The sequence below is a fragment of the Prevotella sp. oral taxon 475 genome, from assembly GCF_018127805.1.
Taxonomy (GTDB): domain Bacteria; phylum Bacteroidota; class Bacteroidia; order Bacteroidales; family Bacteroidaceae; genus Prevotella.
This window is the reverse complement of the sequence record NZ_CP072334.1, coordinates 914,461-939,154: the sequence shown is the minus strand read 5'-3', so window position 1 is coordinate 939,154 and position 24,694 is coordinate 914,461. Positions and strand designations below refer to the sequence as shown.

At 49.6% G+C, this 24,694-nt stretch carries 17 protein-coding genes; 7 read left to right on the top strand and 10 right to left on the bottom strand.

Annotation, left to right across the window (positions count from 1 at the left end; translation table 11 throughout):
• Positions 1-99: 99 nt before the first annotated feature.
• The 10 genes from J5A66_RS03600 to J5A66_RS03555 form a co-directional block, all read right to left on the bottom strand.
• On the bottom strand, positions 100-2,661 hold the full coding sequence (locus tag J5A66_RS03600) for an adenosylcobalamin-dependent ribonucleoside-diphosphate reductase (protein ID WP_211791088.1): 2,562 nt from the start codon (positions 2,659-2,661) through the stop codon (positions 100-102).
• Positions 2,662-2,996: 335 nt separating this feature from the next.
• Complete coding sequence (locus J5A66_RS03595; protein ID WP_211791087.1) at positions 2,997-3,566, bottom strand: TlpA disulfide reductase family protein; 570 nt, start codon at positions 3,564-3,566, stop codon at positions 2,997-2,999.
• A gap of 80 nt (positions 3,567-3,646) precedes the next feature.
• Entirely contained in the window at positions 3,647-4,699 is a 1,053-nt protein-coding gene (locus J5A66_RS03590) for a DUF4831 family protein (RefSeq protein ID WP_211791086.1), read from the bottom strand.
• Between the two features lie 34 nt (positions 4,700-4,733).
• Positions 4,734-6,251, bottom strand: a complete 1,518-nt coding sequence (locus tag J5A66_RS03585; RefSeq protein WP_211791085.1) for an NAD(P)H-hydrate dehydratase — start codon at positions 6,249-6,251, stop codon at positions 4,734-4,736.
• A gap of 120 nt (positions 6,252-6,371) precedes the next feature.
• The gene (locus J5A66_RS03580) at positions 6,372-6,890 is read right to left on the bottom strand and encodes a GNAT family N-acetyltransferase (RefSeq protein ID WP_211791083.1); all 519 of its coding nucleotides are present in this window, start codon (positions 6,888-6,890) and stop codon (positions 6,372-6,374) included.
• A 272-nt stretch (positions 6,891-7,162) separates the two neighbouring features.
• Positions 7,163-8,518 (bottom strand): sodium:proton antiporter NhaD, encoded by a 1,356-nt coding sequence (nhaD, locus tag J5A66_RS03575; protein ID WP_211791082.1) that lies wholly within the window; start codon positions 8,516-8,518, stop codon positions 7,163-7,165.
• Between the two features lie 371 nt (positions 8,519-8,889).
• Entirely contained in the window at positions 8,890-9,672 is a 783-nt protein-coding gene (gene lpxA / locus J5A66_RS03570) for an acyl-ACP--UDP-N-acetylglucosamine O-acyltransferase (protein ID WP_211791081.1), read from the bottom strand.
• A gap of 128 nt (positions 9,673-9,800) precedes the next feature.
• On the bottom strand, positions 9,801-11,186 hold the full coding sequence (locus tag J5A66_RS03565) for a TolC family protein (RefSeq protein WP_211791080.1): 1,386 nt from the start codon (positions 11,184-11,186) through the stop codon (positions 9,801-9,803).
• 4 nt (positions 11,187-11,190) lie between these two features.
• A complete protein-coding gene (locus tag J5A66_RS03560; RefSeq protein ID WP_211791079.1) occupies positions 11,191-14,460 on the bottom strand; it encodes an efflux RND transporter permease subunit in 3,270 nt (1,089 codons plus the stop codon).
• 167 nt (positions 14,461-14,627) lie between these two features.
• Positions 14,628-15,821: an efflux RND transporter periplasmic adaptor subunit gene (locus J5A66_RS03555; protein WP_211791078.1), complete on the bottom strand. Its 1,194-nt coding sequence runs from the start codon at positions 15,819-15,821 to the stop codon at positions 14,628-14,630.
• Positions 15,822-16,113: 292 nt separating this feature from the next.
• Between J5A66_RS03555 and hpt the strand changes: the two genes are divergently transcribed.
• The 7 genes from hpt (at position 16,114) to J5A66_RS03520 (ending at position 24,691) form a co-directional block, all read left to right on the top strand.
• Positions 16,114-16,650: a hypoxanthine phosphoribosyltransferase gene (hpt, locus tag J5A66_RS03550; protein ID WP_211791076.1), complete on the top strand. Its 537-nt coding sequence runs from the start codon at positions 16,114-16,116 to the stop codon at positions 16,648-16,650.
• Between the two features lie 45 nt (positions 16,651-16,695).
• The gene (locus tag J5A66_RS03545) at positions 16,696-17,268 is read left to right on the top strand and encodes an adenylate kinase (RefSeq protein WP_211791075.1); all 573 of its coding nucleotides are present in this window, start codon (positions 16,696-16,698) and stop codon (positions 17,266-17,268) included.
• A gap of 118 nt (positions 17,269-17,386) precedes the next feature.
• Complete coding sequence (gene obgE / locus J5A66_RS03540) at positions 17,387-18,550, top strand: GTPase ObgE (RefSeq protein WP_211791074.1); 1,164 nt, start codon at positions 17,387-17,389, stop codon at positions 18,548-18,550.
• Between the two features lie 7 nt (positions 18,551-18,557).
• Complete coding sequence (gene pgeF, locus J5A66_RS03535) at positions 18,558-19,337, top strand: peptidoglycan editing factor PgeF (protein ID WP_211791073.1); 780 nt, start codon at positions 18,558-18,560, stop codon at positions 19,335-19,337.
• Positions 19,338-19,343: 6 nt separating this feature from the next.
• Positions 19,344-20,555 carry a M23 family metallopeptidase gene (locus J5A66_RS03530; RefSeq protein WP_211791072.1) on the top strand — a complete coding sequence of 404 codons (1,212 nt, stop codon included), beginning with the start codon at positions 19,344-19,346 and terminating at the stop codon, positions 20,553-20,555.
• 508 nt (positions 20,556-21,063) lie between these two features.
• Entirely contained in the window at positions 21,064-21,327 is a 264-nt protein-coding gene (locus J5A66_RS03525) for a hypothetical protein (RefSeq protein ID WP_211791071.1), read from the top strand.
• Between the two features lie 49 nt (positions 21,328-21,376).
• Positions 21,377-24,691, top strand: a complete 3,315-nt coding sequence (locus tag J5A66_RS03520) for a SusC/RagA family TonB-linked outer membrane protein (protein ID WP_249110020.1) — start codon at positions 21,377-21,379, stop codon at positions 24,689-24,691.
• Positions 24,692-24,694: the final 3 nt, after the last annotated feature.

Below are 24,694 nucleotides of genomic sequence, written 5' to 3'. Positions count from 1 at the left end.
AGAGAGACAAGAAGAAGAAAAAGGCAGGAAGACGACAGGCCGTTGGGCTGTATGCGCTTTCTCTACGACCTATCGTTTTCCCGCCTTTTCGTTTCTATCTTATCCGCAACGCGAAGCTCCGCAGTTCTTACAGATAAGGCAGCCCTCTTGATAGACGAGCGTTTCTTGTCCACAAGACGGGCATTCCACCCCTGCTGCCTCGGTTCCATCTACGATATACTTCTTCAAAGCGCGCTCAACGCCTATCTTCCAGGTGTTGATGCTCTCGCTTTTCAGTTGCAGCGAACCCACCAATTTGATGACATGATCTATCGGCATGCGATAGCGAAGCACACCAGAGATGAGCTTGGCATAGTTCCAATACTCGGGATTAAACTTCTCGCTCAAGCCTTCTACCGTTGTTTTGTAGCCGCGTTTGTTTTCAAACTGGAAGTCGTAACGACTACGTCCATCCACGCCTACGTTCTTAATGATTTTTCCTTTGGTGACCGTTTTGGGCAGAACGATACCCTCTTCGTCATCTTGCAGCCCTGTAAAGATTTCGTAGGGATAACCGTTGAGCAGTCCGACAAAGGCCACCCACTTCTCTTTATTGTTTTGAAAGCGCACCACATCACAAGCCAATTCCTTCGGACGAACCTCTGTCACCTCGGGTTGTTTGCAGGGCGCGAGGAGTTCTTCTTTCTTTTCCTCCTTCTTCTTGTCTTTCTTCGACACCGAAATCATCACGCCCGAACGACTTCCATCCCGATAAATCGTACAGCCTTTGCAACCCGAACGCCAGGCCTCTACATAGAGACGGTTCACCAAGGCTTCGTCTACATCGTTCGGAAGGTTGACGGTCACACTGATCGAATGGTCTACCCACTTCTGAATTTCTCCCTGCATCTTCACCTTCATCAGCCAGTCTACATCATTGGCCGTAGCTTTATAATAAGGAGACTTTGCCACAATGGCATCGATTTCGTCCTGCGTGTAACGCTTACGGGTATCAAAACCGTTAACGTTCATCCAGTCCATAAATTTCTTGTGGTAAACGATATATTCTTCGAAGCTGTCGCCCACCTCGTCGACAAAGTCTACATGCACGTCGGTATCGTTGGGGTTCACCTTGCGACGCCGCTTGTAAACAGGCATGAAAACGGGTTCGATGCCGCTCGTAGTCTGCGTCATCAGGCTGGTTGTGCCCGTCGGAGCGATGGTGAGACAGGCAATGTTGCGACGCCCATACTTCACCATGTCATTATATAAGGTAGCATCAGCATCCTTCAATCGAAGAATAAAGGGATTCTTTTCCTCACGCCGGGCATCGAAAATTTCAAAGGCTCCACGTTCTTTTGCCATCTGCACCGAACTGCGATAGGCTGCCAGGGCCAGCGTTTTATGTACCTTCACACTCAGATCGGTAGCCTCTTGCGTGCCATACCGCAAGCCCATCGCTGCAATCATGTCTCCTTCAGCCGTGATTCCTACGCCCGTCCGACGTCCCATGCTACTCTTTCGCTTAATCTTCTCCCAAAGATGATGCTCAGCTCCTTTCACTTCGCTGCTCTGGGGGTCGTGATTGATTTTCGACATGATCATTTCGATCTTCTCTAACTCAAGATCTACAATGTCATCCATGATCCTTTGCGCCACAGCCACGTGCTTGGCAAACTTGTCGTAGTCGAAAAATGCCTCCCGCGTAAAAGGTTTCTCCACATAACTAAAGAGATTGATGCTCAGCAAGCGGCAGCTATCATAGGGACAGAGTGGGATTTCGCCGCAGGGATTGGTGCTCACCGTGCGGAAACCTAAGTCTGCATAGCAGTCGGGAATGCTCTCTCGCTCGATCGTATCCCAAAACAGCACGCCAGGTTCTGCACTCTTCCAAGCATTATGTACAATCTTTTCCCAAAGTGTTTTGGCCGAAATTTCTTTCTTCACCTCGGGCGAATCGCTGTCGATAGGAAACTGTTGCACATAGGGTTGGTTGTCGATGGCGGCCTGCATAAAGGCATCGTCGATCTTCACCGACACGTTGGCACCTGTCACTTTCCCTTCAGTCATCTTCGCATCGATAAAGGCCTCGCTATCGGGATGCTTGATGCTCACCGACAACATCAGCGCTCCGCGACGTCCGTCTTGAGCCACCTCGCGTGTGGAGTTGCTGTAACGCTCCATGAAAGGTACCAAGCCGGTAGACGTTAGAGCCGAGTTGTTCACCGGAGAGCCTTTCGGCCGGATGTGAGAGAGGTCGTGTCCCACGCCACCTCGACGTTTCATGAGCTGCACTTGCTCTTCATCGATACGCATGATGGCACCATACGAGTCGGCATCGCCCTCCAATCCGATCACGAAACAGTTGCTCAACGATGCCACCTGATAGTTGTTGCCTATGCCCGTCATGGGACTCCCAGCCGGAACAATATAGCGAAAATGGTCTAAAAGGTCGAAAATCTGCTGCTCGGAAAGCGGATTCTCGTATTTTTTCTCTATCCTTGCAATCTCGTTTGCAATACGATGGTGCATCTCTTCGGGCGACTTTTCATAAATTTTCCCAAAGCTGTCTTTCATCGCATACTTGTTTACCCATACTCGTGCGGCCAGTTCGTCGCCGGCGAAATATTCGAGCGAAGCCTCGAATGCTTCGTCGTAAGAATAAGTATTTAAATCTTTCATCTCGTTAGAATATACTATTTGTGATTGCAAAACTACGAACTAATTCCGAGACTATCAAACAGAAGCGAACATATTTCCAAGCGAAACCGGTCAGAAAGTATACCGAAACGGAGAAGTTTCTCGCTTATTTTCTACCGAGAGTTTCCTCTTTCGGAACACTTTCTCTGCTCTCTCTCCTTTATTCTCGCCTGTTTAGCATTTTTAGTTCGGCTCTGGATAAATGCCAAGAGGCCACCTCTCGAATGTGAAGAGGTGACCTCTTGGCCTACGGGAGATGACCTCCGTGTTGATGGGAGGTGATCTCCGCACATGCGGGAGATGATCTCCCGCGGTGTTTACTTTAGTAGTTCGCCCAATCGTTGGTGCAATGCATCGCCGCGAAGATCTTGTCCTACGATTTCACCCTGTTGGTTAATCAGTACCGAGAAAGGAATACCCTGAATGCCATAGAGGGCTACAGCCTTACTGTTCCAGCCCTTCAGGTCGCTCATCTGCGGCCAAGCCATGTGCAGTTCTTCCACCGCTGCGGTCCAGTCGGCCTTGCGTTGGTCTAACGACACGCCTACAATCTCAAGTCCCTTGGCATGAAAATCTTTGTAGGCCTGCACGACATGAGGCATCTCTGCCCGACAAGGGCCGCACCACGATGCCCAAAAATCCACTAAGGTGAGTTTGTTGCGCGAGACAATGTCGGAGAGACGCACCATCTGTCCGTTGATGCCCGGCATCTCAAGGTCGGGATAAGGAGTTGAGTTGGCTGCCTGACTGTCTGCGCCAAGCGTGTCGGTCGGTTGTTCAGCGGCTTGCGGTTGTGTTGCGTTCGGCTGTGCTTTCTTTGCACAGGAGGCCAAAACGAGAAGGGCGGATGTGGCCCATAGAGCGAGAATCGATTTCTTGATCATCATGATGAATATTGTTATTGGAAGACTTGATTGATAAGAGGGAGGAGCCATCGCACGGAATTCTCTTCCATATAGACGAGACTTTACTTCAGCGTCTCCGTGAGAATGCTTTCCAAATTGCCTGTTACGGGATTGAGAACCATACGGGTGAGCATTTTTTTGCTAAACAGTTCGCCACCCAAGGGTTCTGTTTTACCGAACTGTGCCATATAAAGCTCTTGCGAGAGACGTAATTGCGTGTCCTGGTAGAGCAGCAGTTTCACCTTACCTGGCAGGTTGACATATACGCCGGGGTTGTCTTTCGTCTTTCCTCGTTCAACGGTCGTTGTGAGGGTGGGCATGATACGCTGGTCTTCTACACTGATATAATAAGGTGCACCGCCTAAATCGTCTTTGTCGGTGAGGCCGTAGTGCTTGGAAAAACGGAAGAGCACCTCGCGCTTTACTTCTTTCGTGGGCACGAAATGAAAAACGGTTTCAGTGGTGTCGCGCACCGTTGTCCCTTCGAACACTTGCATCAGAGCTTTCTCCTGCTGGTCTAAGCTGGCCAGCATTAGGCGCAACTGCTCGCCGTCCTTGGGCATCGTCTCCGCCTGACCTCGTGAGAGTTGATTGCGACTGTCGCGAATGTCGTAGAGATCTTTGGCTATCAGCTCGGCCATCTTTGCCGAACTGCCCGCCGCCAAGATGTCCTGATTCATAAAATCCTTAGGATCCAACAGCGGCAGACGGCGTGCCGGTGTGAAAGATGCCGGTTGTTGCACCTTGGAAGGTTTGGCATTGATGGCGAGCAGCACTCCGTTATCAGCTCTCTGCACGTCGACGATGCTGTGTTTCTTGTCCATCGCGGCCACGTAATACTTGGTAGAATCGGGTATACCGTAAGAAGAGAAGCGTAATCCAACGACGCGATACGTTGTCTTTGGTTCCATCTCAATATTGAACAGCTTCATATACTTCTCGCCATACCGGGCTAATTCGCCAGGCGTATAGACCGTTTTCTCTACGAGAACAGCCACCCTGATGGCCGTCTTGGGCAGAAAATAGGGTACTCCCTCTGTGGGAGCGTTGGTTTGTGCGCAGATAGACGCGCCCGAACAAAGCCACGCCAATAGAGCTGCAAGTTGTTTTTTCATAAGTTTCTCTTATTTGCTGTTTTGCGTCGGTGTCTTAACTATTGAGATAGAGGAAAGCTTTCGGCAGATGGGCAATCAGGTCTCCGGCAACGATACTTTCTCGTCCGAGCGTCTTCTCTGCCAAGTCGCCGGCCAATCCGTGCAGATACATCCCCACGATGCAAGCATTCTCGGGTGTATATCCCCTTGCCAGCAGTGCCGTGATGATGCCTGTGAGCACATCTCCGCTGCCTGCGGTGGCCATTCCGGCGTTTCCCGTGGAGTTGAACCAAACCTTCCCGCTGGGTAGGCAGAGAGCCGAGTGGTGTCCTTTCAAGAGAATATAAGCCTGTAGATGTGCTGACAATTCGCGCGTTTTCATCAATCGATTATAATCGCTATCGCCTGCGTGATTGATAAGCCTATCCAGTTCGCCTGCATGAGGTGTCATGACTAAGTTTTGGGGCAGTTGCTGCATCCAGGCGCGATGCGAAGAAAGGATATTTAAGGCATCGGCATCGAGCACCATCGGGCATTGCGTGCGCCGAATTTGCGAGATGAGCGCAATCGCTGTTTCTTCTCGCTGACCGAGACCGGGACCTATACCCATTGCATCGTAGGCTTCGGTATCGACAGGGTCGGCAAAGAACATCTCCTCATGCCCTGGTTGCAACACGGCTTCGGGCACACTGGTTTGCAGGATGTCGCAGTTGCGTCGTGGCGTGCACACCGTCACCTTTCCAACTCCTGAACGCAGACAGGCTCGTGTGGCCAGAATAGCAGCACCGGCCATACCGTAACTGCCGGCCACCATCAGTGCATGGCCCATCAATCCCTTGTGTACGAAATCGCTACGGGAGAGCATCCGTGCCCGCACGTCAACCTCTTCCAGCATCTGGAAAGTGGCTTCTGTGCGGTTGATATAGTCTGAACTGAGTCGTATGTCGAGAACGCGGAGACAGCCGATGTAGGGTTGCATGTCGGCAAAAAGCATCGAGAGCTTCTTTTGCTGGAGAGTGAGCGTGAGATCGGCACGCACGATATTAGCACTCACATTATGGGTATTGTCTTCGGTCATCAGACCTGAAGGTACGTCGATGCTCACCACCTTGGCCGCCGACTGATTGATATACTTCACCAACGAGGCAAATCCGCCTGCCAACGGCTTGTTCAGTCCCGACCCGAAAAGCCCATCTACCACCACCGTTTCTGCTGTGAGTTGCGGTGGGTCGAAGTCGATTGTCACCTCGGTAAAGCCCTTCAGTCGTTTACTCTCTACGAGTCGTTGTCGGTTCTTGGAGCAATCATCAGACAGACTGCCACTTACGTTGAAGAGAAAAGCCTCCACCCGATAGCCCTCTTCTGCTAAGAGCCGTGCCACGGCCAGTGCATCTCCGCCGTTGTTACCCGGTCCGGCAAAGACGATAAAGGGCGTGCGATTGGTCCATCGTTCGCAGATGGCGCGTGTGATAGCCCTTGCCGCCCGTTCCATCAGGTCGATGGAAGCCACCGGCTCGTGCTCTATCGTATATTGATCGAGTTCTTTTATCTGTATTCCTGTGAATATTTTCATCCTTGCAAAAATACGAATTAAATCATGGAGGCCTATCGGCCTGCACCAAGATTTACAGAATATTAGGGGATATATCGCGCTTTCCGCTCTGCGACCAAGGGTTAAGGAGCCTGTTCGACACTATCTCAACACATATTGCAAGTGACGCATGGAATGTCCGCCCCATACGTTATTGTCAACATACCGAAAACCTACACGTCGGTAAAGCCGTTCGGCCAGCGGGTTGCCCGTGTCTACGAGCAGTCCCACAGCAGGCAAACCCAGCTCTCGTCCCTTCTCTATCGTGGCATTGAGCAAAGCCTGGGCAATGCCTTTCCCTCTGAGAGGGGCACACACGGCTAAGCTGTCGATATAGAGTTCGCCTGAAGCGGTCTCGTCATCCATATCGCTGAAGTCACGATGGAAGTGTTCCCGACAGGCCGTCACGAAAGTTTTGCGCAGCGAATGCAACTGTGCACCATCATAAGACACACAGATGCCCACCACGTTGCCCTTCTCGTCCGTTGCCACCAGTGTGTTGCGGTAGCTGTACTGACTGTCTTCGCAGGCCACAAGACGAGTCATCATCTCGTGAAAATCGGTCAGCGAGTGTGTCTCTCCTGCAAAATACCGGCAGCACTCCTCGCTCATTGCCTCCATGATGAGGGTTGCTATTTGCCGGGCTTGTGCTGGAAGGGCTTGAGTTAATTGAAAATGAAGATTTGACAATTGGAGATGGAGTTAATTGAGAATTGACTATAGACAATTGAGCATGAAGCTAATTGACAATTGAAAGAGATCTCATTAGCCATGGATCATGAAGCTCATGAAACCATATCGATAATCTATTGTCAATTGTCTGTTGACTCATAAAGAATGGACAACCGACACAAAAAACGTTTGATCGTCGACTGTCCATTCTCAAGAGTTCATTAAAAAAGGAACGTTCTCTCTACCCAATAGACCGCAATGCCGGCCACATAGCCCACAAAAGCAATCCACGTGATTTTCTTCATATACCAGCCAAAGGTGATTTTCTCCAATCCCATCACCACGACACCGGCTGCACTACCGATAATCAGCATCGAACCGCCCACACCGGCACAGTAAGCCAGCAGCTGCCAGAAGATTCCATCTACAGCCATATCTCCCATTGGGGCGATGGGATACATGCCCATACAGGCAGCCACCAACGGAACGTTGTCTACAATGCTCGAAAGCACGCCGATGACGCCCGTTACCAAATAGTGATTTCCACCGCTCATGCTATCCAGTCCACGACCCAAGGCCGAGAGCACGCCTATCTCCGAGAGACAGCCCACGGCCATCAAGATGCCCAAGAAGAAGAGAATCGTGCCCATATCGATCTTGCGCAGTAGATTGATGACGCGTGTAGACATCGAATCTTCGCCCAAATGCGAATCTCGATAGAAGATTTCTGTAGCCGTCCACAAAACGCCCAATGCCAGCAAGATGCCCATATACGGAGGTAAAGACGTGAGATAACGGAAGATGGGAACGAAAATCAGTCCGCCAACACCCAGGAAAAAGATGATGCGGCGCTGCCTATTCGTAAAGACCAGTGCACTTTCTTTGGCCGATTTCTCCTGCACCTGCGACAGATTTCCTTTCAACATATATTGCATAATGAAAGCCGGAACGAGCATCGATACCAGCGACGGTATCAAAATCTCTTGAATCACGCCACCCGTGGTGATGCTTCCCGCAATCCAAAGCATAATAGTGGTAACGTCGCCAATGGGCGAAAAGGCACCGCCAGAGTTGGCTGCAATGATCACAAGCGAGGCGTAGATGAGGCGATCTTGCTTGTCCTGCACCAGTTTTCGCAACACCATAATCATCACAATACTGGTGGTGAGATTATCGAGGATGGCCGAGAGGAAGAACGTCATGAAGGCAATACGCCACAACAACGACCGTTTGCTATGCGTGCGGATGGCATCGCGCACAAAATTAAAGCCTCCGTTGCTGTCTACAATCTCGACGATGGTCATCGCTCCCATCAGGAAGAACAGCGTTTCTGCCGTCTCTCCCAAATGTTCTTTCAAGCTTTCGCCTACATGAGCTACGATTCCGGCCATGTTGCCGGATAGCTGTGGCACGAGAGGAAGTACAAATTCGGCGGGATTGAACATAAAAAGCGTCCAACAGGCCACACACATCAAGAGGGCCACCGGGGCTTTGTTTACTTTTGTGAGACTCTCGAGTGCAATGCAAAGATAACCTGTGATGAAGACCAACACAATGGCCAAAGTAAGAGAAGTCATTTCTGGTGTAATCAATTTAGTTTCTATTCTTTTTATCTGAAGATGCTGCAAAGATAGCAAATAAATCGAAGATAAAAGAAATCGGCCTATTTTTGCCATGCGATTTCCCTTGAAAGAATTTGCCCACTGCCGAGCCTTTGAAAGGAGCCTTATAAGATTCTGTTTTTCAACTACTTAGAAAGCAGGCATCCATCTCTTAGCTTTCGTCCTGCATTTTCTTAGCTTTTGCACGCCGTTCTCTTAGCTTTTGGCGTCCGAAAGCTAAGAGATGGAGGAGGAAGAAGGAGGCGGTGGAAAACGAAGAGAGACAAAAAGAAGCGGATTCGTCTCCCGGCGAATCCGCTTCAGCAGTAAAATGTATAGGTATGAAACTACATTTTAGTGACTATTCCCAATTCCGTTGCATTGACAAAACGGATGAGATTCTGTATCTCAGGCCCATCAGGCACTTGTTCTTTCACCTGCAACACCGAGTCGAAGACACTGGTTTGACCATGAAAAATCAATCGATAGGCATTGGCAATGTGCTTAATGCGCTTCTCGTCTACGCCATCGGCACGCAACATCACGGTGTTGACCCCTCCATAGGTGAGCGGTTTGCCACCAAGAATGATATAGGGCGGCACATCTTTCGAGAAAGTGGCACCGGCTTGAATCATGGCGCGGTCGCCCACACGGGTTTTTGCGTTCTCGATAACGCTGGTAGAGAAAATCACACCATTGCCTATCTCGCAGTCGCCGGCTATCTTCGTGCCGTAGCCAAAGACACAATCGTTGCCCACTTTGGTGTCGTGCGAAATGTGTGTGCCTTCCATCAGGAAATTGTTGTTGCCGATAACGGTTTGACATCCGGCATGGGTGGCTCGGTTGATGACTACGTTTTCGCGGATGGTATTGCCATTGCCGATCACCAGTTCGGACGTTTCGCCCGTGAAATTGAAGTCTTGTGGCAATGCACCCAACACCGAGCCCTGAAACACTTGGTTGTCATTGCCCAGGCGTGTGCCGTTGAGAATACTCACAAAGGGATAGATGGTGCAGTTATCTCCAATGACAACATCGTCTTCGATGTAAGCGAAGGGATATATTTTGCAGTTCTCACCGATTCTCGCTTTGGACGAGACCTCGGCTCTTGTACTTATATCGTTTGCCATAATCTGAGTTTTCTGTCCCCTGAATCAGGGGGATTGGGGTTTGTTAAGTTGTTTTTTTGTTTTGCGTGAGAGAGGTTTGAGTGTTCTTCGCCTGATGGATTCAAAGAGACGAAGAACATTTCAAAAATTTATCTCCCTCCTCCCAGCGCGCTATAGAGGTTGACCACGGCTTGCATCTTATAGAAATCGTCTTGCACTTTGGAGAGTTCTACGTTGAGAAGGCTCTGTTGGGCAGTGATGACCTCAAGGTAAGTGCTACGACTTTGCGCCAACAGCAGTTTCGTATCTTCTACATTCTGCCGAAGGGTGGCTATCTGCTTCTCCTCGATGCGGCTCTTTTCCTGCGACGAATGATAGAGTACCAATGCATTGCTCACCTCACTTCCGGCACTCAGAAGGGCCTGTTGCCAGGTGTTGTAGGCTTGTTCGTATTTAATTTTCGCCACTTTCAGTCCGGCAATGAGCTGTCCACGCTGGAAGATGGGCTGCGTTAGGCTGCCCACTGCATTGAGCAACAGTTTGCCGGGATTGACAATGCCCATGCCACTGTTGTTGGTAAAGGCACCCGAACCGCTAATCGTCAAACTGGGATAGAACCTGCTACGAGCCGTCTCTATATTGTAGAAACATTGCGCCAGGTTCATTTCGGCCGCATGAACGTCGGGTCGGTTGTTGAGCATCTGCAAAGAGATGCCCGTTGAGAAGCGAGAAGGCAGATTCTGAGCGTCGAGCTTTCCCCGGGCAATGGTCTGTGCCGACTGTCCAAGAAGTAATGAAAGGGTATTCTCTGCCTCGCGTATCTGTCGCAGCAAGTTCGTCTTCTGGGCCTGCACAGAGTAGTAATTGGCCTCCGCACTCTGCACGCCGGTAGAGCGAACATGGCCATATTCTTTCTGAAGTTTCATCAGTTCCCAGGTGTCTTTCGAGAGATGTTCCATCTCGCTGACCAATTCTACCTCCTTGTCCAACATCAACAGCGTGTAATAGAGATTGGCAATGTTGGAAATCAATTTAGTTTTGGTGACGAGTTGATAGTCTTTCGTAGCCATCAAAGCCATCTGCGCACTGCGTTTCTGCGAGAGCAGGGTGCCGAAAAGATCGATCGTCCAACTGGCTTGCACGGGCAACGAATAGGTTTTTACGGCCGGATTGCCGTCCCAAGACGAGATGACACCTTGCGGAGAGAAAGCAAAACCCGGCAAAAAAGCCCATTTGGCGGCCTTCAACTGTGCCTCGGCCATCTTGATATTAAGGGCGGCGTTGAGCAGGTCGTTATTGTTTTCCAGTGCTTTTGCAATGAGAGTCTGTAACTGCGGATCGGTAAAGACGCTGCGCCAAGGCAGGTTTCCAAAGCTCGCCGTATCGCTAACGGCCAGCGTATCGACGGACGAGATAGGGTCGCGAACCACTCCCGAGACGCCGACAGCGGGGCGTTCGTATTTGCCATAGAGGCTCTTGCAGCCGGTAAGAACCGTTGCTGCAAGTGCCAAGAATAGAATATGTTTTCGTTTCATAACTTTACTTCTCTACTTTAGTGTTTGTTGGAGCTACCATCTGATGGGCATATTGCTTCAATTCGGAAGCTACCTCGCGGTTTTCTTCGTCTCCGAATTCAATGGGTTTCAGCTTTTCTTGCAGATATTCGAAGATAACGAACAACGCAGGCACAACGAATATCTGAATAAGCATACCGATGAGCATGCCGCCCACGGCTGCTGCACCCAGTGTTTGGTTGCCGTTCTTGCCCACTCCGCTGGCAAACATCATCGGCAATAGACCGATCACCATGGCCAAACCGGTCATCAGGATGGGGCGTAGACGAGAGGCCGCTCCCAGGATGGCACTGTATTTAATAACCATACCTGTGCGTCGGCGTTCCAAAGCAAACTCGACAATGAGGATAGCGTTCTTTGCCAACAAACCAATCAGCATGATGAGGGCAATCTGCATGTAGATGTCGTTCTGGTGTCCGAAGAGCTGTGTGAAGATGAAAGCTCCGGCCAAACCGAACGGCAATGAAAGGATGACCGACAAAGGAAGCAGATAACTCTCGTATTGGGCTGAAAGAATGAGGTAAACAAACACCAAACAAAGGGCAAAAATAATAGCCGTGGTGTTGCTTTGCTCATGCTCTGAACGCGTCAGACCCGAGAAATCGTAGCCGTAACCCGTGGGTAAGGTCTGGGCTGCCACCTCTTCAATGGCTTTGATCACTTCGCCCGAGGAATATCCATCGGCAGGTGTGGCGTTGACATTAATACTGGTGAAGAGATTGAAACGCCGCACATTCGACGGACCATACACACGCTTGAGCGAACAATATTCGTTGATGGGCACCATACCCGCAACCGTTCGCACGTAGATATTGGTGAGGTCGCCGGGCTTCATACGGCTTTGGGCATCGGCTTGTATCATCACACGGTAGAGCTTACCAAAACTATTGAAGTTGGAAGCGTAAAGTCCGCCATAATAACCTTGCAGCGTAGAAAGCACCACCTTGGGGCTGATGCCGCTCTGTTTGCACTTGGCCACATCTACGTCTACCATGTATTGTGGGTAGTTGGGGTCGTAGGTGGTCATGGCATTTTGTATTTCGGGACGTTCGTTCAGAGCTTTCAAATAATCTTTCGTCACCTGGAAGAACTTGTCAAGGCTTCCACCGGTTTTGTCTTGCATGGTGAACGTCACGCTATTGGTGAGTCCGTAACCCGGAATCATCGGTGCACCGAACGCCAAAATCTGTGCTCCCTTGATGTTGGAAATCTGTTTGTAGATGGTACCCAACACCATATTACTACTGCGAACATCGACAAAGAAACGCATAATGCCGTCGCCTTGCCACAGTCCGGAGAGCTTATAGAAGAAGCCACTTGTGCGTTCTTCAAACGGTTTGAGCTTAATGACGAACGTTGCTTGGTCGGATCCCTGACCGGCAATGAAGTTATAACCCACAATCTGCTCACGATCCTGTATCATCGGGTTGTTAGCCAGCATCTCATCCACCTGACTGGCCACCTCTTGGGTCTTCTCTTGACTGGTAGCCGGCGGCAACGAGATGGTGACAAAGAGCGTTCCGGTGTCTTCATTGGGCACGAGTCCGGTCTTGGTGGTACTCATCGAGAACACCAAGACGATGATTCCCACCAGCACGATCACACCTGTGATAATGCGATGGCCGATCAAATTCTCCACACCTTTGCGATATTTGGTAAGTATCTTTTCAAAGGCAGTGTTGAATCCGACGTGGAAACGGTCTACAAAACTTGTCTTTTGCCCATGTCCATCGGCATTGTGCGGTTTGAGAAGAATGGCACACAACGCGGGAGAAAGCGTCAATGCGTTGATGGCAGAGATAACAATCGACACGGCCATGGTAACTCCGAACTCACGATAGAACGTTCCTGAGGTACCACTAATAAAGGATACGGGAACGAATACGCAGGCCATCACCAGCGTAATGGAGATAATGGCTCCCGAAATCTCGTTCATCGCGTCGATAGAAGCCAATTTCGCACTCTTATATCCCAGGTCCAGCTTGGCGTGGACGGCCTCAACCACCACGATGGCATCGTCTACCACAATGGCAATGGCCAACAACAACGCCGAAAGCGTTAAGAGGTTGATGGAGAAACCGAACATCCAAAGAAACAAGAAGGTACCGATGAGCGACACGGGTACGGCAATCAAGGGTATCAGCGTTGAACGGAAATCCTGTAAGAAGATGTAAACCACGAAGAATACCAACACGAAAGTGATGACCAATGTCATAAGCACTTCTTCGATAGAGGCAAAAAGGAACTCGGTTACATCGTAGTTGACTTTGAATTCCAATCCCGGCGGGAAAGTCTTTTGCTGCTCTTCCAACACCTTTTTCACGCCTTGCGCAATCTCTGTGGCATTCGAACCGGCAATCTGCTGCACCATTCCCATTACGGAAGCATGGCCGTTGTTCTTCTGTCCTACGGCATATCCCAATGCGCCTAATTCAATTTTTGCCACGTCGCGCAGATGAAGTGTCTGCCCATTGGTATTGTTGCTGATGATAATGTTTCCATATTCGGTAGGCATTTTTAAGCGTCCTTTATAACGCATCACGTATTCGAAGGCGGCATGGCTCTGCTCTCCGAATGCACCGGGGGCTGCTTCGATGTTCTGTTCGGCCAAAGCGGCGAGCACATCAGTGGGAATCAGTCCGTATTGTTTCATCTTATCGGGCTTCAACCAAATGCGCATAGAGTAAGTACTCGAACTAAACGTCTGCACATTACCTACACCTTGCACACGCTTGATGGCCGGCACGATGTTGATTTCATTGTAATTGGTGATGAATTTGTCGTCGTATCGCCCGTCTTTCGACGTGATACTATACATCATCACATTACTGGTCTGCCGCTTTTGGGTAGTTACACCCACCTGAGTAACCTCTGCCGGTAGCAGTGCTTGTGCCTGTTGCACACGGTTTTGCACGTTTACGGCAGCCATATCGGCGTCGATGCCTTGTTTGAAGTAGACGGTAATCATCGCCATTCCATCGTTTGTGGCAGTCGATTCCATATAGGTCATATTCTCTACACCGTTGATGCTCTCTTCAAGAGGCACCACCACAGAGTTGAGAACCGTCTGTGCATCGGCTCCTTGATAGTTGGCAATCACCGAAATCGTGGGCGGAGCGATGTCGGGATACTGCGCAATGGGCAGCGATATAATTCCGATGAGACCCAGTAGGACGAGAAACACGGAGATAACCGTCGAGAGAACCGGGCGTTCTATAAATCTTGTAAATGTCATATCTGAGTTTTTGAGAATTTAAGTTCTTGCTTTGTTAAGTCTTTAAGAGGGCACGTTGATTTCGATACGGCTATTGTTGCGATGCAGAAACATGACTTCTGCTGTGCAACAACTTGACGCAACCCCATCCCAGAAAGAAAAGCCTGCAAACCTAAAAACGATTCATTCTACTTCTTCATCATATCTATAAAACCCTTGGTGCTTGCCTGATTCTTGCCCAATTTGGCTGCTTCGGCAATCTTTTTAGCGTATTGCGCCTCAGTGATGGGCTTGATCTCCATGCTATCGGTTAACGAAGTAAGTCCCTTTGTCACAATTCTATCGCCCGCATTCAAGCCGTTTGTCACAACATAATGGTTGCCATCGTTTTGCGGATTGACCTGAATCTCGGTGTATTTCACCCGATTTTGGGGCGTAACAACGTAAACAAAGATTTTATCTTGTATCTCTGTGGTGGCACTTTGAGGGATAACAATACTGTTGTTACTGACCCTGGGCACAACGATTGTTCCCGATGCACCGCTCTTGAGCAGACGATTGGGATTGGGAAAACGAGCAATCATCGATACCGATCCTGTGGTTTGATTGATAACACCGCTCACTTTCGTCACCTTTCCCAGTTCGTTATACATCGTTCCATCGGCCAGTTGCAGTTTGACCGCGGGAAAATCGCTAATCGCAGCATGTATTCCGCCTGCCTTTTTGGTTAGGTTGAGAATGTCTTTTTCTGTCATCGAGAAATACACTTCCACTGTTGCCACATCCGACACAGTGGTCAATGGGTCGACACTTGAGGCACTCACCAATGCTCCCACCTTGTAAGGCAAACTACCGATGACGCCGTTTGCCGGACTCTTTACGTAGCAAAAACCTAACATATCTTTTGCCGAACTAAGTGCAGCTTGTGCCTGTGCCACTGCGGCTCGTGCGTTTTCGTATGTGTTTTGAGCTGTTTGCAGTTCGTAAGAACCGATAACATTCTTCTCAAACAGTTTCTTACTATTCTCGTAAGTCAGCTTCGAAGTGTTGAGTTGTGCCTTTGCCGAACTGAGAGCGGCTTGTGCCTGACGCACCTGAGCTTGATAAGTGGTATTATCAATCACAAAAAGCAATTGCCCGGCTTTCACCGCTTGCCCCTCTTGCACACAGAGTTGGGTAATGAATCCCGACACTTTCGGACGGATTTCTACATCTTGAATACCTTTGATCGATGCGGGATAGGTGGTTTGCATTTCTGAACCCTGCGTACCAATTGTCTCCACTGGATATTCATTATCCCCCATTTTCATATTGCCATTGTTGCCGCACGACACCATCAATGCGGCAAAGGCCATCAGCATAAACCATTTCTTTTGTTTCATACCTTATTTAAATAATATACTTGTTTATCTTTCAACGAATCGTTGCTTTCTCTGTTTCATTACCCTTTTCTTGGAAACTTAAACGCGCATTTAAGTTTTATGCGGCAAAGATACGAATAAAATCCTGTCAAAAAAGGGAAAGAACAAAGCTTTTAACAATAATTATTTGGATGTGTTTCTCGCTGTTTTATCTACGGAAATGCGTGCATCAGCCTTGTTAATAAAACGAGAACGGAAGCTCCTTTCGGCATATTTTCTGTAACTTTGCAGCTTAACAGCAAAAAAATAGGTTATGGCTCGAATAAAATTAAAGGACAAAATCTTTGAGACTTCCATACCGGAAGCCGAGATTTTGAAGCGCATCAAGGTCGTTGCCGACAAGATCAATAAAGACATGGAGGGAAAGAATCCGCTGCTGTTGGCCGTATTGAACGGTTCGTTTGTCTTTGCAGCAGACCTCATGCGCATGCTTACCATTCCTTGCGAAATATCGTTTGTAAAGTTGGCCTCTTACCAAGGCACCACCTCTACGGGTGTTATTAAGGAGGTGTTCGGCATCAATGAAGACCTGAACGGCCGCACTGTTATCATCGTTGAAGATATTGTGGAGTCGGGATTGACCATGAAAAGGATGATAGAAACGCTGGGAACGCGCAATCCGGAGTCGATACATATCTGCACCTTATTATTGAAACCCGATCGGTTGACAGTTCCGCTCAACGTGGAATATGCCGTTATGGAAATTCCGAACGACTTTATCGTGGGCTACGGACTGGATTACGATCAACAGGGGCGCAACTTAAGAGACATCTATACGTTGAGTTCATAATTTGCTCCTCCCTTCCACATCATTCAATCATTCATCCATTCATATATGAAAAATGTAGTTATCTTCGGTGCACCCGGTTCTGGCAAGGGTACACAAAGCGATAAAATGATCGCAAAATACGGTTTCGAGCACATCTCTACGGGCGATGTATTGCGCAACGAGATTAAAAACGGAACGCCGTTAGGCACTACCGCCAAAGACTTTATCGACAAAGGGCAGCTCATTCCCGACGAACTGATGATCGATATCCTGGCAAGCGTATACGACAGTTTTGGGAAAGACCACAAAGGCGTTATCTTCGATGGTTTCCCCCGCACCATTCCACAGGCCGAGGCCTTAAAAAAGATGTTGGAAGAGCGTGGCCATAAGGTGGCAGCAATGATAGAACTCGACGTCCCCGAGGAGGAACTCATGAAGCGTTTACTGCTGCGTGGACAGCAAAGTGGCCGCTCCGATGACAATGAAGAGACGATCAAGAAACGTCTGAACGTATATCACAGTCAGACAGCTCCCCTCATCGAGTGGTATAAAAAGGAGGGTGTGCACAATCATATCGATGGTCTCGGCGAACTGGAACGCATCTTTGCCGATGTGTGCAGCGTGTTAGAGCGCCTGTAACTGTTGGAGTTATGCTCTTAAGGAGTTAAAGGAGATTCTTCCCCACTCTTCTACCGACAAAGCGAATGTCTCAACTCCTTAACTCCTCATCACTCCTTTCACTCCTAAAAAGCCCAACATGCCCGATTCAAATTTTGTAGATTATGTGAAGATTTACTGCCGTTCAGGGAAAGGCGGCAGAGGTTCCATGCACCTACGCCATGTAAAATACAACCCCAACGGCGGTCCCGACGGAGGCGATGGCGGACGTGGCGGCAACGTTTACCTGCGTGGCAACCATAATTATTGGACGCTGTTGCACCTTAAATACCAACGTCATGTCTTTGCAGAGCATGGCGGCAACGGTGGCAGAGACAAGTGTCACGGCACCGACGGCAAAGATATGTACATCGATGTGCCTTGCGGAACGGTGGTATATAACGCCGAAACGGGCAAATATGTCTGTGATGTGCTACACGACGGGCAAGAGGTGCTCTTGCTCAAAGGCGGTAGAGGCGGATTGGGAAACTTCCAATTCCGAACCGCTACCAATCAAACGCCACGCTATGCGCAGCCAGGGGAGCCGATGGAAGAGATGACCGTGATTCTCGAACTCAAGCTTCTGGCCGACGTAGGCCTTGTGGGATTCCCCAATGCAGGGAAGTCTACGTTGCTTTCTTCGCTATCTTCGGCGCGTCCGAAGATAGCCAACTATCCCTTCACCACCCTCGAACCCTCGCTTGGCATCATTGCCTATCACGACCATCAATCCTTTGTCATGGCCGACATCCCCGGTATTATCGAGGGTGCGAGCGAAGGGAAAGGGCTCGGTTTGCGCTTTCTTCGCCACATCGAACGCAACTCGTTACTGCTTTTTATGGTGCCCGGCGATACCGACGACATCAAGAAAGAATATGAGATTCTACTGAAAGAGCTCAACAACTTCAACCCGGAGCTCAACGACAAACATCGCGTCTTGGCCATCACCAAGTGCGATTTGCTGGACGAAGAACTCATTGAGATGTTGCGCGAAACCCTTCCCGACGATCTTCCCACAGTGTTTATCTCTGCCGTTACGGGACAAGGACTGAACCAGCTCAAAGACATCCTGTGGCAGGAGCTGAACAGCGAGAGCAACAAACTCAAGAACATCCTTGCCGAAGACACACTGGTGCACCGTGATAAGGACATAAGCCGGTTCGCCTTCGAGCAGGAAGCCGAGGGCGAAGACTTAGATGTGGTGTATCTGGACGAGAGCGATGTGGAAGACATCGACGACTTCGAGTACGAGGAAAACGAATAAGAGGAAGATGCTTCAACTAACAACCTACCGGCTTTCGCCGCAAGTTTCGGCCTTCAGCACGACGCGCCAGGGCGGCGTGAGCAAAGACAATTACGCCTCGTTGAACATCAATCCCTATTGCGGCGATGCTCCTACTGCCGTCGAACAGAACCGAAGGTTGCTCTGCCAAGAACTCTCTTTGGATGAAAATCGACTGGTACTGCCCCATCAGACCCACGGAACCACCATCCGACAGATAGGCGAAGAGTTTTTCTCCTTGTCTCCGTCGGTGCGTCAAATGGTGCTCGATGGGGTAGATGCGCTCATCACTGACCTGCCAGAAGTGTGCATCGGCGTTTCTACGGCCGACTGTATTCCCATTCTTCTCTACGACAGCATTCACCGATCAGTGGCTGCTGTGCACGCCGGATGGCGCGGAACGGCAAAGCGCATCCTACAGAAAACGGTGGAAGAGATGGGCAGAGCCTATCAAACCCGCCCCGAAACGTTGCGCGCGGTGATAGGTCCGGGCATCTCGCTGACCCATTTCGAGGTGGGCGACGAGGTGTATCAAGCTTTTGCACAAGCCGGATTTGCCATGGAGCAGATAGCCCGACGACAAGAAAAATGGCACCTCGATCTGCCTCTTTGCAACCAATTGCAACTGCAAGAGTTGGATCTTGAGCCGACAAACATTCAAAACACGGGCATCTGCACCTATGCCAACTATCACGAATATTTCTCTGCCCGAAGGCTTGGAACGGCCTCCGGGCGAATTTTTACGGGCATAAAACTCCATCAAACCTAAAAAGATATGCGTCTTTCAAGCCTCTTTCTTCTTCTGTTTTTCTGCTTTTCGGCCTTTGCAGACGACCAGTTTACCGCTGCCGAAACCCAGCAAATCAGCATTGCCACGCCAGGATTGTTCGACAAAACCTCCTCCTTCACCATCGATTTGGCCGCAGTGAAAGAGCACGACTACTCTTTCCCTCTGCCCGTAGGCAAGGCCACGGCGATGAAAGACAATGCCCTGGAGATAGCAACGAGCAAGGGCGATGCCGTGAAAGCCCTGTTTTCGGGCCGCGTGAGGCTCGCTCGCAAAATGCAGAAATATGGCAACGTCATCGTGATTCGCCATGACAACGGACTGGAAACGGTGTATGCGCACAATGCACAGAACCTTGTCAAGTGCGGCCAAAAAGTGGAAGCAGGACAGAGTATTGCCATTGTGGGCAATCGAAACGGAAAAGTATCCTGTCTGTTTTGGGTGATGGTGAACGGCGGACGCATCAACCCCAACATCATCTTCGATGTGAAGAGCCACCGTCTGCACCGTGTTGTCTTACTCTGCGAGAAGAAAAGCACACATGTCAACGTGTCGGTAGCAACCGAGAAAGATCTTACCGGCAAAGCAAAACTCAACAAAAAGACCAAGGAAGACGAACTAAAAAACAAGAAAGAAGAAGAAAAAAAAGCGGAAGAGGAGAAGAAAACTACCGATAAAACATTGATCAAACCTGCTAAGATACTGCGCGAGACCAACAGCAACCGGCTCGTCCTCACCGATTTCGGCGATGATGAGTGGGCCTATCCTCTGCCAGGAAGTCACGTCATCAGTCCGTATGGAGGGCGGCGGCGGCATTCCGGCGTAGACATCAAGACCAAAGCCAACGACAATGTGTTGGCTGCCTTCAACGGCATTGTCACCCGTTCGGGACCGTTCTTCGGCTATGGCAATTGCATTGTGATACGTCATGAAAATGGTTTCGAGACGTTATACAGTCACCAGTCTAAAAATCTGGTAAAAGCAGGACAGGCTGTGAAGGCGGGAGATGTCATCGGACTGACCGGCAGAACGGGCCGGGCCACCACCGAGCACCTGCACTTTGAAGTCTATTTCAAGGGTCGACGTTTCGACCCCGCCTTAGTTTTCGACCATCACACCAAGAAGTTGCGCCAACACACGCTGATTTATTCCAGCGGAGTGGTGCGCATTGAAAAGGGCGGAAACAAGCCCGGAAAGTAAAGCTTCCCGCTCTCTTACAAGTTGTTTTCAGGCAGTATGTCCTCCACATCATCCCATCATTGCCTGCCAATGATGGGATATTTTTGTGCAAACGCAGACTCGTCTCCGTTCAGAAGCTTTCATTTGCAGGCTATACATTCGTCTACAAATTATCATTATTTAATTCTTTCTGCTTCCATATTTAACACGCCGAAAATCACCAAATAGAGATAAAAAGGCGATGAACGAACATCGAAAAGACACTTTTTGACCTACTGAAAAGCAAAAGACGGCCTTTCGACAGGCAAAAGCTAAGAGATGAGCAGGCGAAAGCTAAACTTTTGCATCGCCAGAAACCTGTCTTTACCGCCTTCTTAAGCCTCTTTTCGGGGCCTTTAGGAGATAGGCCTTCGGGTTCTTTTCCGATATATCATTGATAGACAAAGGATTACAAAACTGCTAAATACGGCCGAATTTGAAGTCAACGATACCTTGGATGCAAAAGAATCGAACCATACAGGAGTTTTCTATGAAAGATTTAACGTTCGAAAGAACAAGACCTTTAAAATTTGCCAATAGGCTTTTTCCCATCCTTATGAACGAAAACGGGATGTCGACTGCATTCGAGGGTGGCAGATTGAGAGAGCATGATACGGACAAAGACAAAGCGCATCAATGCCCAAACGACGGAAACAGAGAACGAGGAACAGAAAGTAGAAATTTTGTTCTTAATGAAAAAATCTCTTGTTTTGTTTGTATTTCTTTTAAAATTGCTTTATTTTCGCAACATTAAACTGTGAAATAAATACCAGTGACCTATAAAAAATGATAATGAGCATGTTATGAGAAGAAAGAAGAACGAAGGGCACAAGCCTTTCACATCGTTGACAACAAACGGCCATCGGCTGGTGGTGTGGGGACTTTCGGCTCTGTTGTTGTGTCTGGGCAGCAAGCCCTTGCAGGCGCAAACAAGTCATGGAGCACGCACAAACACCCAGGAACGAAGCGAAATGCAGAAGCGACACGTGCAAGGAAGAGTAACCGACGAAAACGGAGAGTCGCTCACCGGCGTTACCATTGCTGTGAAAAACGGACACGGCAACTGCCTGACCGATGCCGATGGACGCTTCGACATCTGGCTCGGGGCTCATGAAACAATGCTCACGGTGTCGTTCATCGGCATGGAGACAATGGAGGTGAACGCGGCTAAACACAGCGTGCTGAACATCGTGATGAAAACCGACGAACGGTCGTTGGGCGACGTGATCGTGACGGGTTATCAAACTCTCTCACGCGAAAGGGCAACGGGTTCGTTTCATGTGATTACACCCGAGAAACTGAAAGGCAAACTACAAACCAACATCATCACGCGATTGGAGGGACAGGTGCCGGGACTGGTGCAGCAAAATGGCGAGTATTATATAAGAGGTATGGCTACACTGAGAGGCGGACCCACACGCAACGAACCGTTGTTGGTAGTAGACGGCGTTCCGTTCGAAGGGAACATCAACAGCATCAACCCTGCCATCGTGAAGAACATCACCTTCCTCAAAGATGCTGCTGCTGCCTCTATCTACGGTGCAAGGGCGGCCAACGGCGTGATTGTGATCAGCACCATCGACGGAAATGCCAACGGTAAGACTTCTGTGAGATATGATGCCAGCGTGAAGTTCACCCCTCGACCCGATATGGGTAGCTTGAATCTGCTCAATAGTAGGGAACTGGTAGACTTGCAGAAAGAAGGCTTCCGATACGACTCCAATCAGTATGCCTACCTTGACGAACGGGTAAAGGTGAACCCCGTGCTGGAACTTCTCTACAAACATAAGGCGGGAATGATTGACAATAACCAGCTGGAAACGGGCTTGGAGACCTATCGCAACTTAGACAACCGAAAGGAACTGGAAGACTTTTATACCAAAACAGGCGTGCGCCATCAGCACAACCTAAGCATCTCTGGCGGTAATCCGAAAAACCGATACGTGTTTTCGCTCAACTACGACGGCAACAGTTACAACGCGCGCTACCAGTCTTCTGAACGTTATGGTTTCACGTTGAGAGACAACATCCTCTTTTTCAAATGGCTGAAAGCCGACATCGGTATCACCGGTAGCTTTACACACGACAAGGGAGACACCGGAATGGGACAGTTTACAGACATCTACCGCAACAACCCTTCTTATACGATGCTGCGCGATAAGGATGGAAATCCGGTGAATTTTCCTAAATATAAATCGGACTACGAACTGGAACGACTGAAGGGAATCGGATTGATGGACGAGACGTTCAACCCCATTGTCAATCGCAAGGAAGAGCGTTTCGACAGTCGCGACCAGTATTACAGGGTGCAGGCAGGACTGAACTTCAAGTTGATGGAGGGTTTGAACTTCGACGTTCGTTTCCAAACAGAGAATACGACGAGCAAGAGCAGCGAGTTTTTCAGTGCTAAGTCTTACACCGTAAGAAACATGGTGAACGATGCTGCACAGTATAACACGATGCGGAAAACTCTAACATTGAACGTCCCGAAAGGAGCGCAGAAGTCGGAAATCCGCGGAGATGTGGCGGCATACACCTTGCGGGCGCAACTCAACTTCAACCGTGAGTTCGGCCAACATCTCATCACGGCTCTTGCCGGAGGCGAACGCCGACAGAAGAAATCAACCTCTACCTCGATCTACTACATGGGCTTCGACGAAAATAGTTTGGGCTATAAGCCCGTCAATCCGTTGTCGCTCTCGTCGCTAATGCGCACCGAGTCGCTGACGGGTTCTTTCATGTGGCATTCCATCTTTAACAACTACATCACCGAAGTGGAAGATCGCTTTGTGTCGTTCTATGGAAATGCTTCTTATTCTTACGACAATCGCTATGACGTGACGGGGAGTATCCGTGTGGATCAGTCGAATCTTTTCGGCACCGATCCTAAGTATCAGTATCGTCCGCTTTGGTCGGTGGGTGCTGCTTGGCATGCAAAGAAAGAGAAGTTTTTGAAAGATAGGGCCTCGTGGCTGGATAATCTGACACTCAGACTGACCTATGGCATCGGCGGAAATGTCCCCAAAGAGGCTGGGCCTTACCTCACGTTCGAGGCAGCCAGATATAATCAGTGGAGCAAGGAGTTCGGTTCGGAAATCAAAAATCCGCCCAATCCCGCCCTGCGTTGGGAAAAAACGGCAACGACCAACGTAGGACTCGACTTCGCCGTGCTGGGTCATCGCCTCTCGGGAACATTGGAGTTTTATAACAAAAGGTCTACCGATCTGCTCGCAAGTCGTGAAGCCGACCCCACGCTGGGCTGGCGGATGGTGACGCTCAACTACGGTTCGATGTACAACCGGGGCGTAGAGCTCACGCTCAACAGCAGAAACATCGAGACAAAGGACTTCAGCTGGTCTACCAGTCTGAACTTAGGGTATAACAAAAACAAACTTATCGACATCGACGACTCGAATATCAACGTCTTTGGAATGACCACCGGCAGTGCATCGGTTAAAGGTTATCCTCTCGGAGCCGTGTTCAGCTTCCGCTATGCGGGCCTGAACCCTACCGATGGAACCCCGCAATACTATGCCAACGGCGGAAAAGATGTGGTAAAAGGCATCACCTCGATGGACGACCTCACCTATTCGGGCACACGGCATCCGAGGTATAGTGGTTCGCTCACCAACATCTTTGCCTACAAAGGCTTTGAACTCTCGTTGATGTTCATCTATTACGGCGGACATGTGCTACGAGGCGAGGCGGCTCCTTTCCTCTCCTTACCACCGACAACGAATGTGAGTCGAACGATTTTAAATAGATGGCAACAACCCGGCGACGAACAACGGGCAGGCGTCACACCGGCCTTCACCGGTTATAACCTCGACCTCACCTCGGTGCGCCATCCTTGGTATGCGTCGGATATTCACGTCATCAAAGGCGATTACATCAAGTTGCGCGACGTGTCGCTCACCTATCACTTCGACAGACGTTGGGTGACAAAATGCAGAATGACAGCTCTCAACCTCACAGTTCAGGTCCAGAACGTGCTGACCTGGAAGGCCAACCACAGCGGAATCGACCCCGAGGCACTGGGAACCTTCGGATACGGATGGGGACAACGGGCCATTCCCAATCCAACAACATGGACAATAGGCCTGTCTGCTCAATTTTAAACC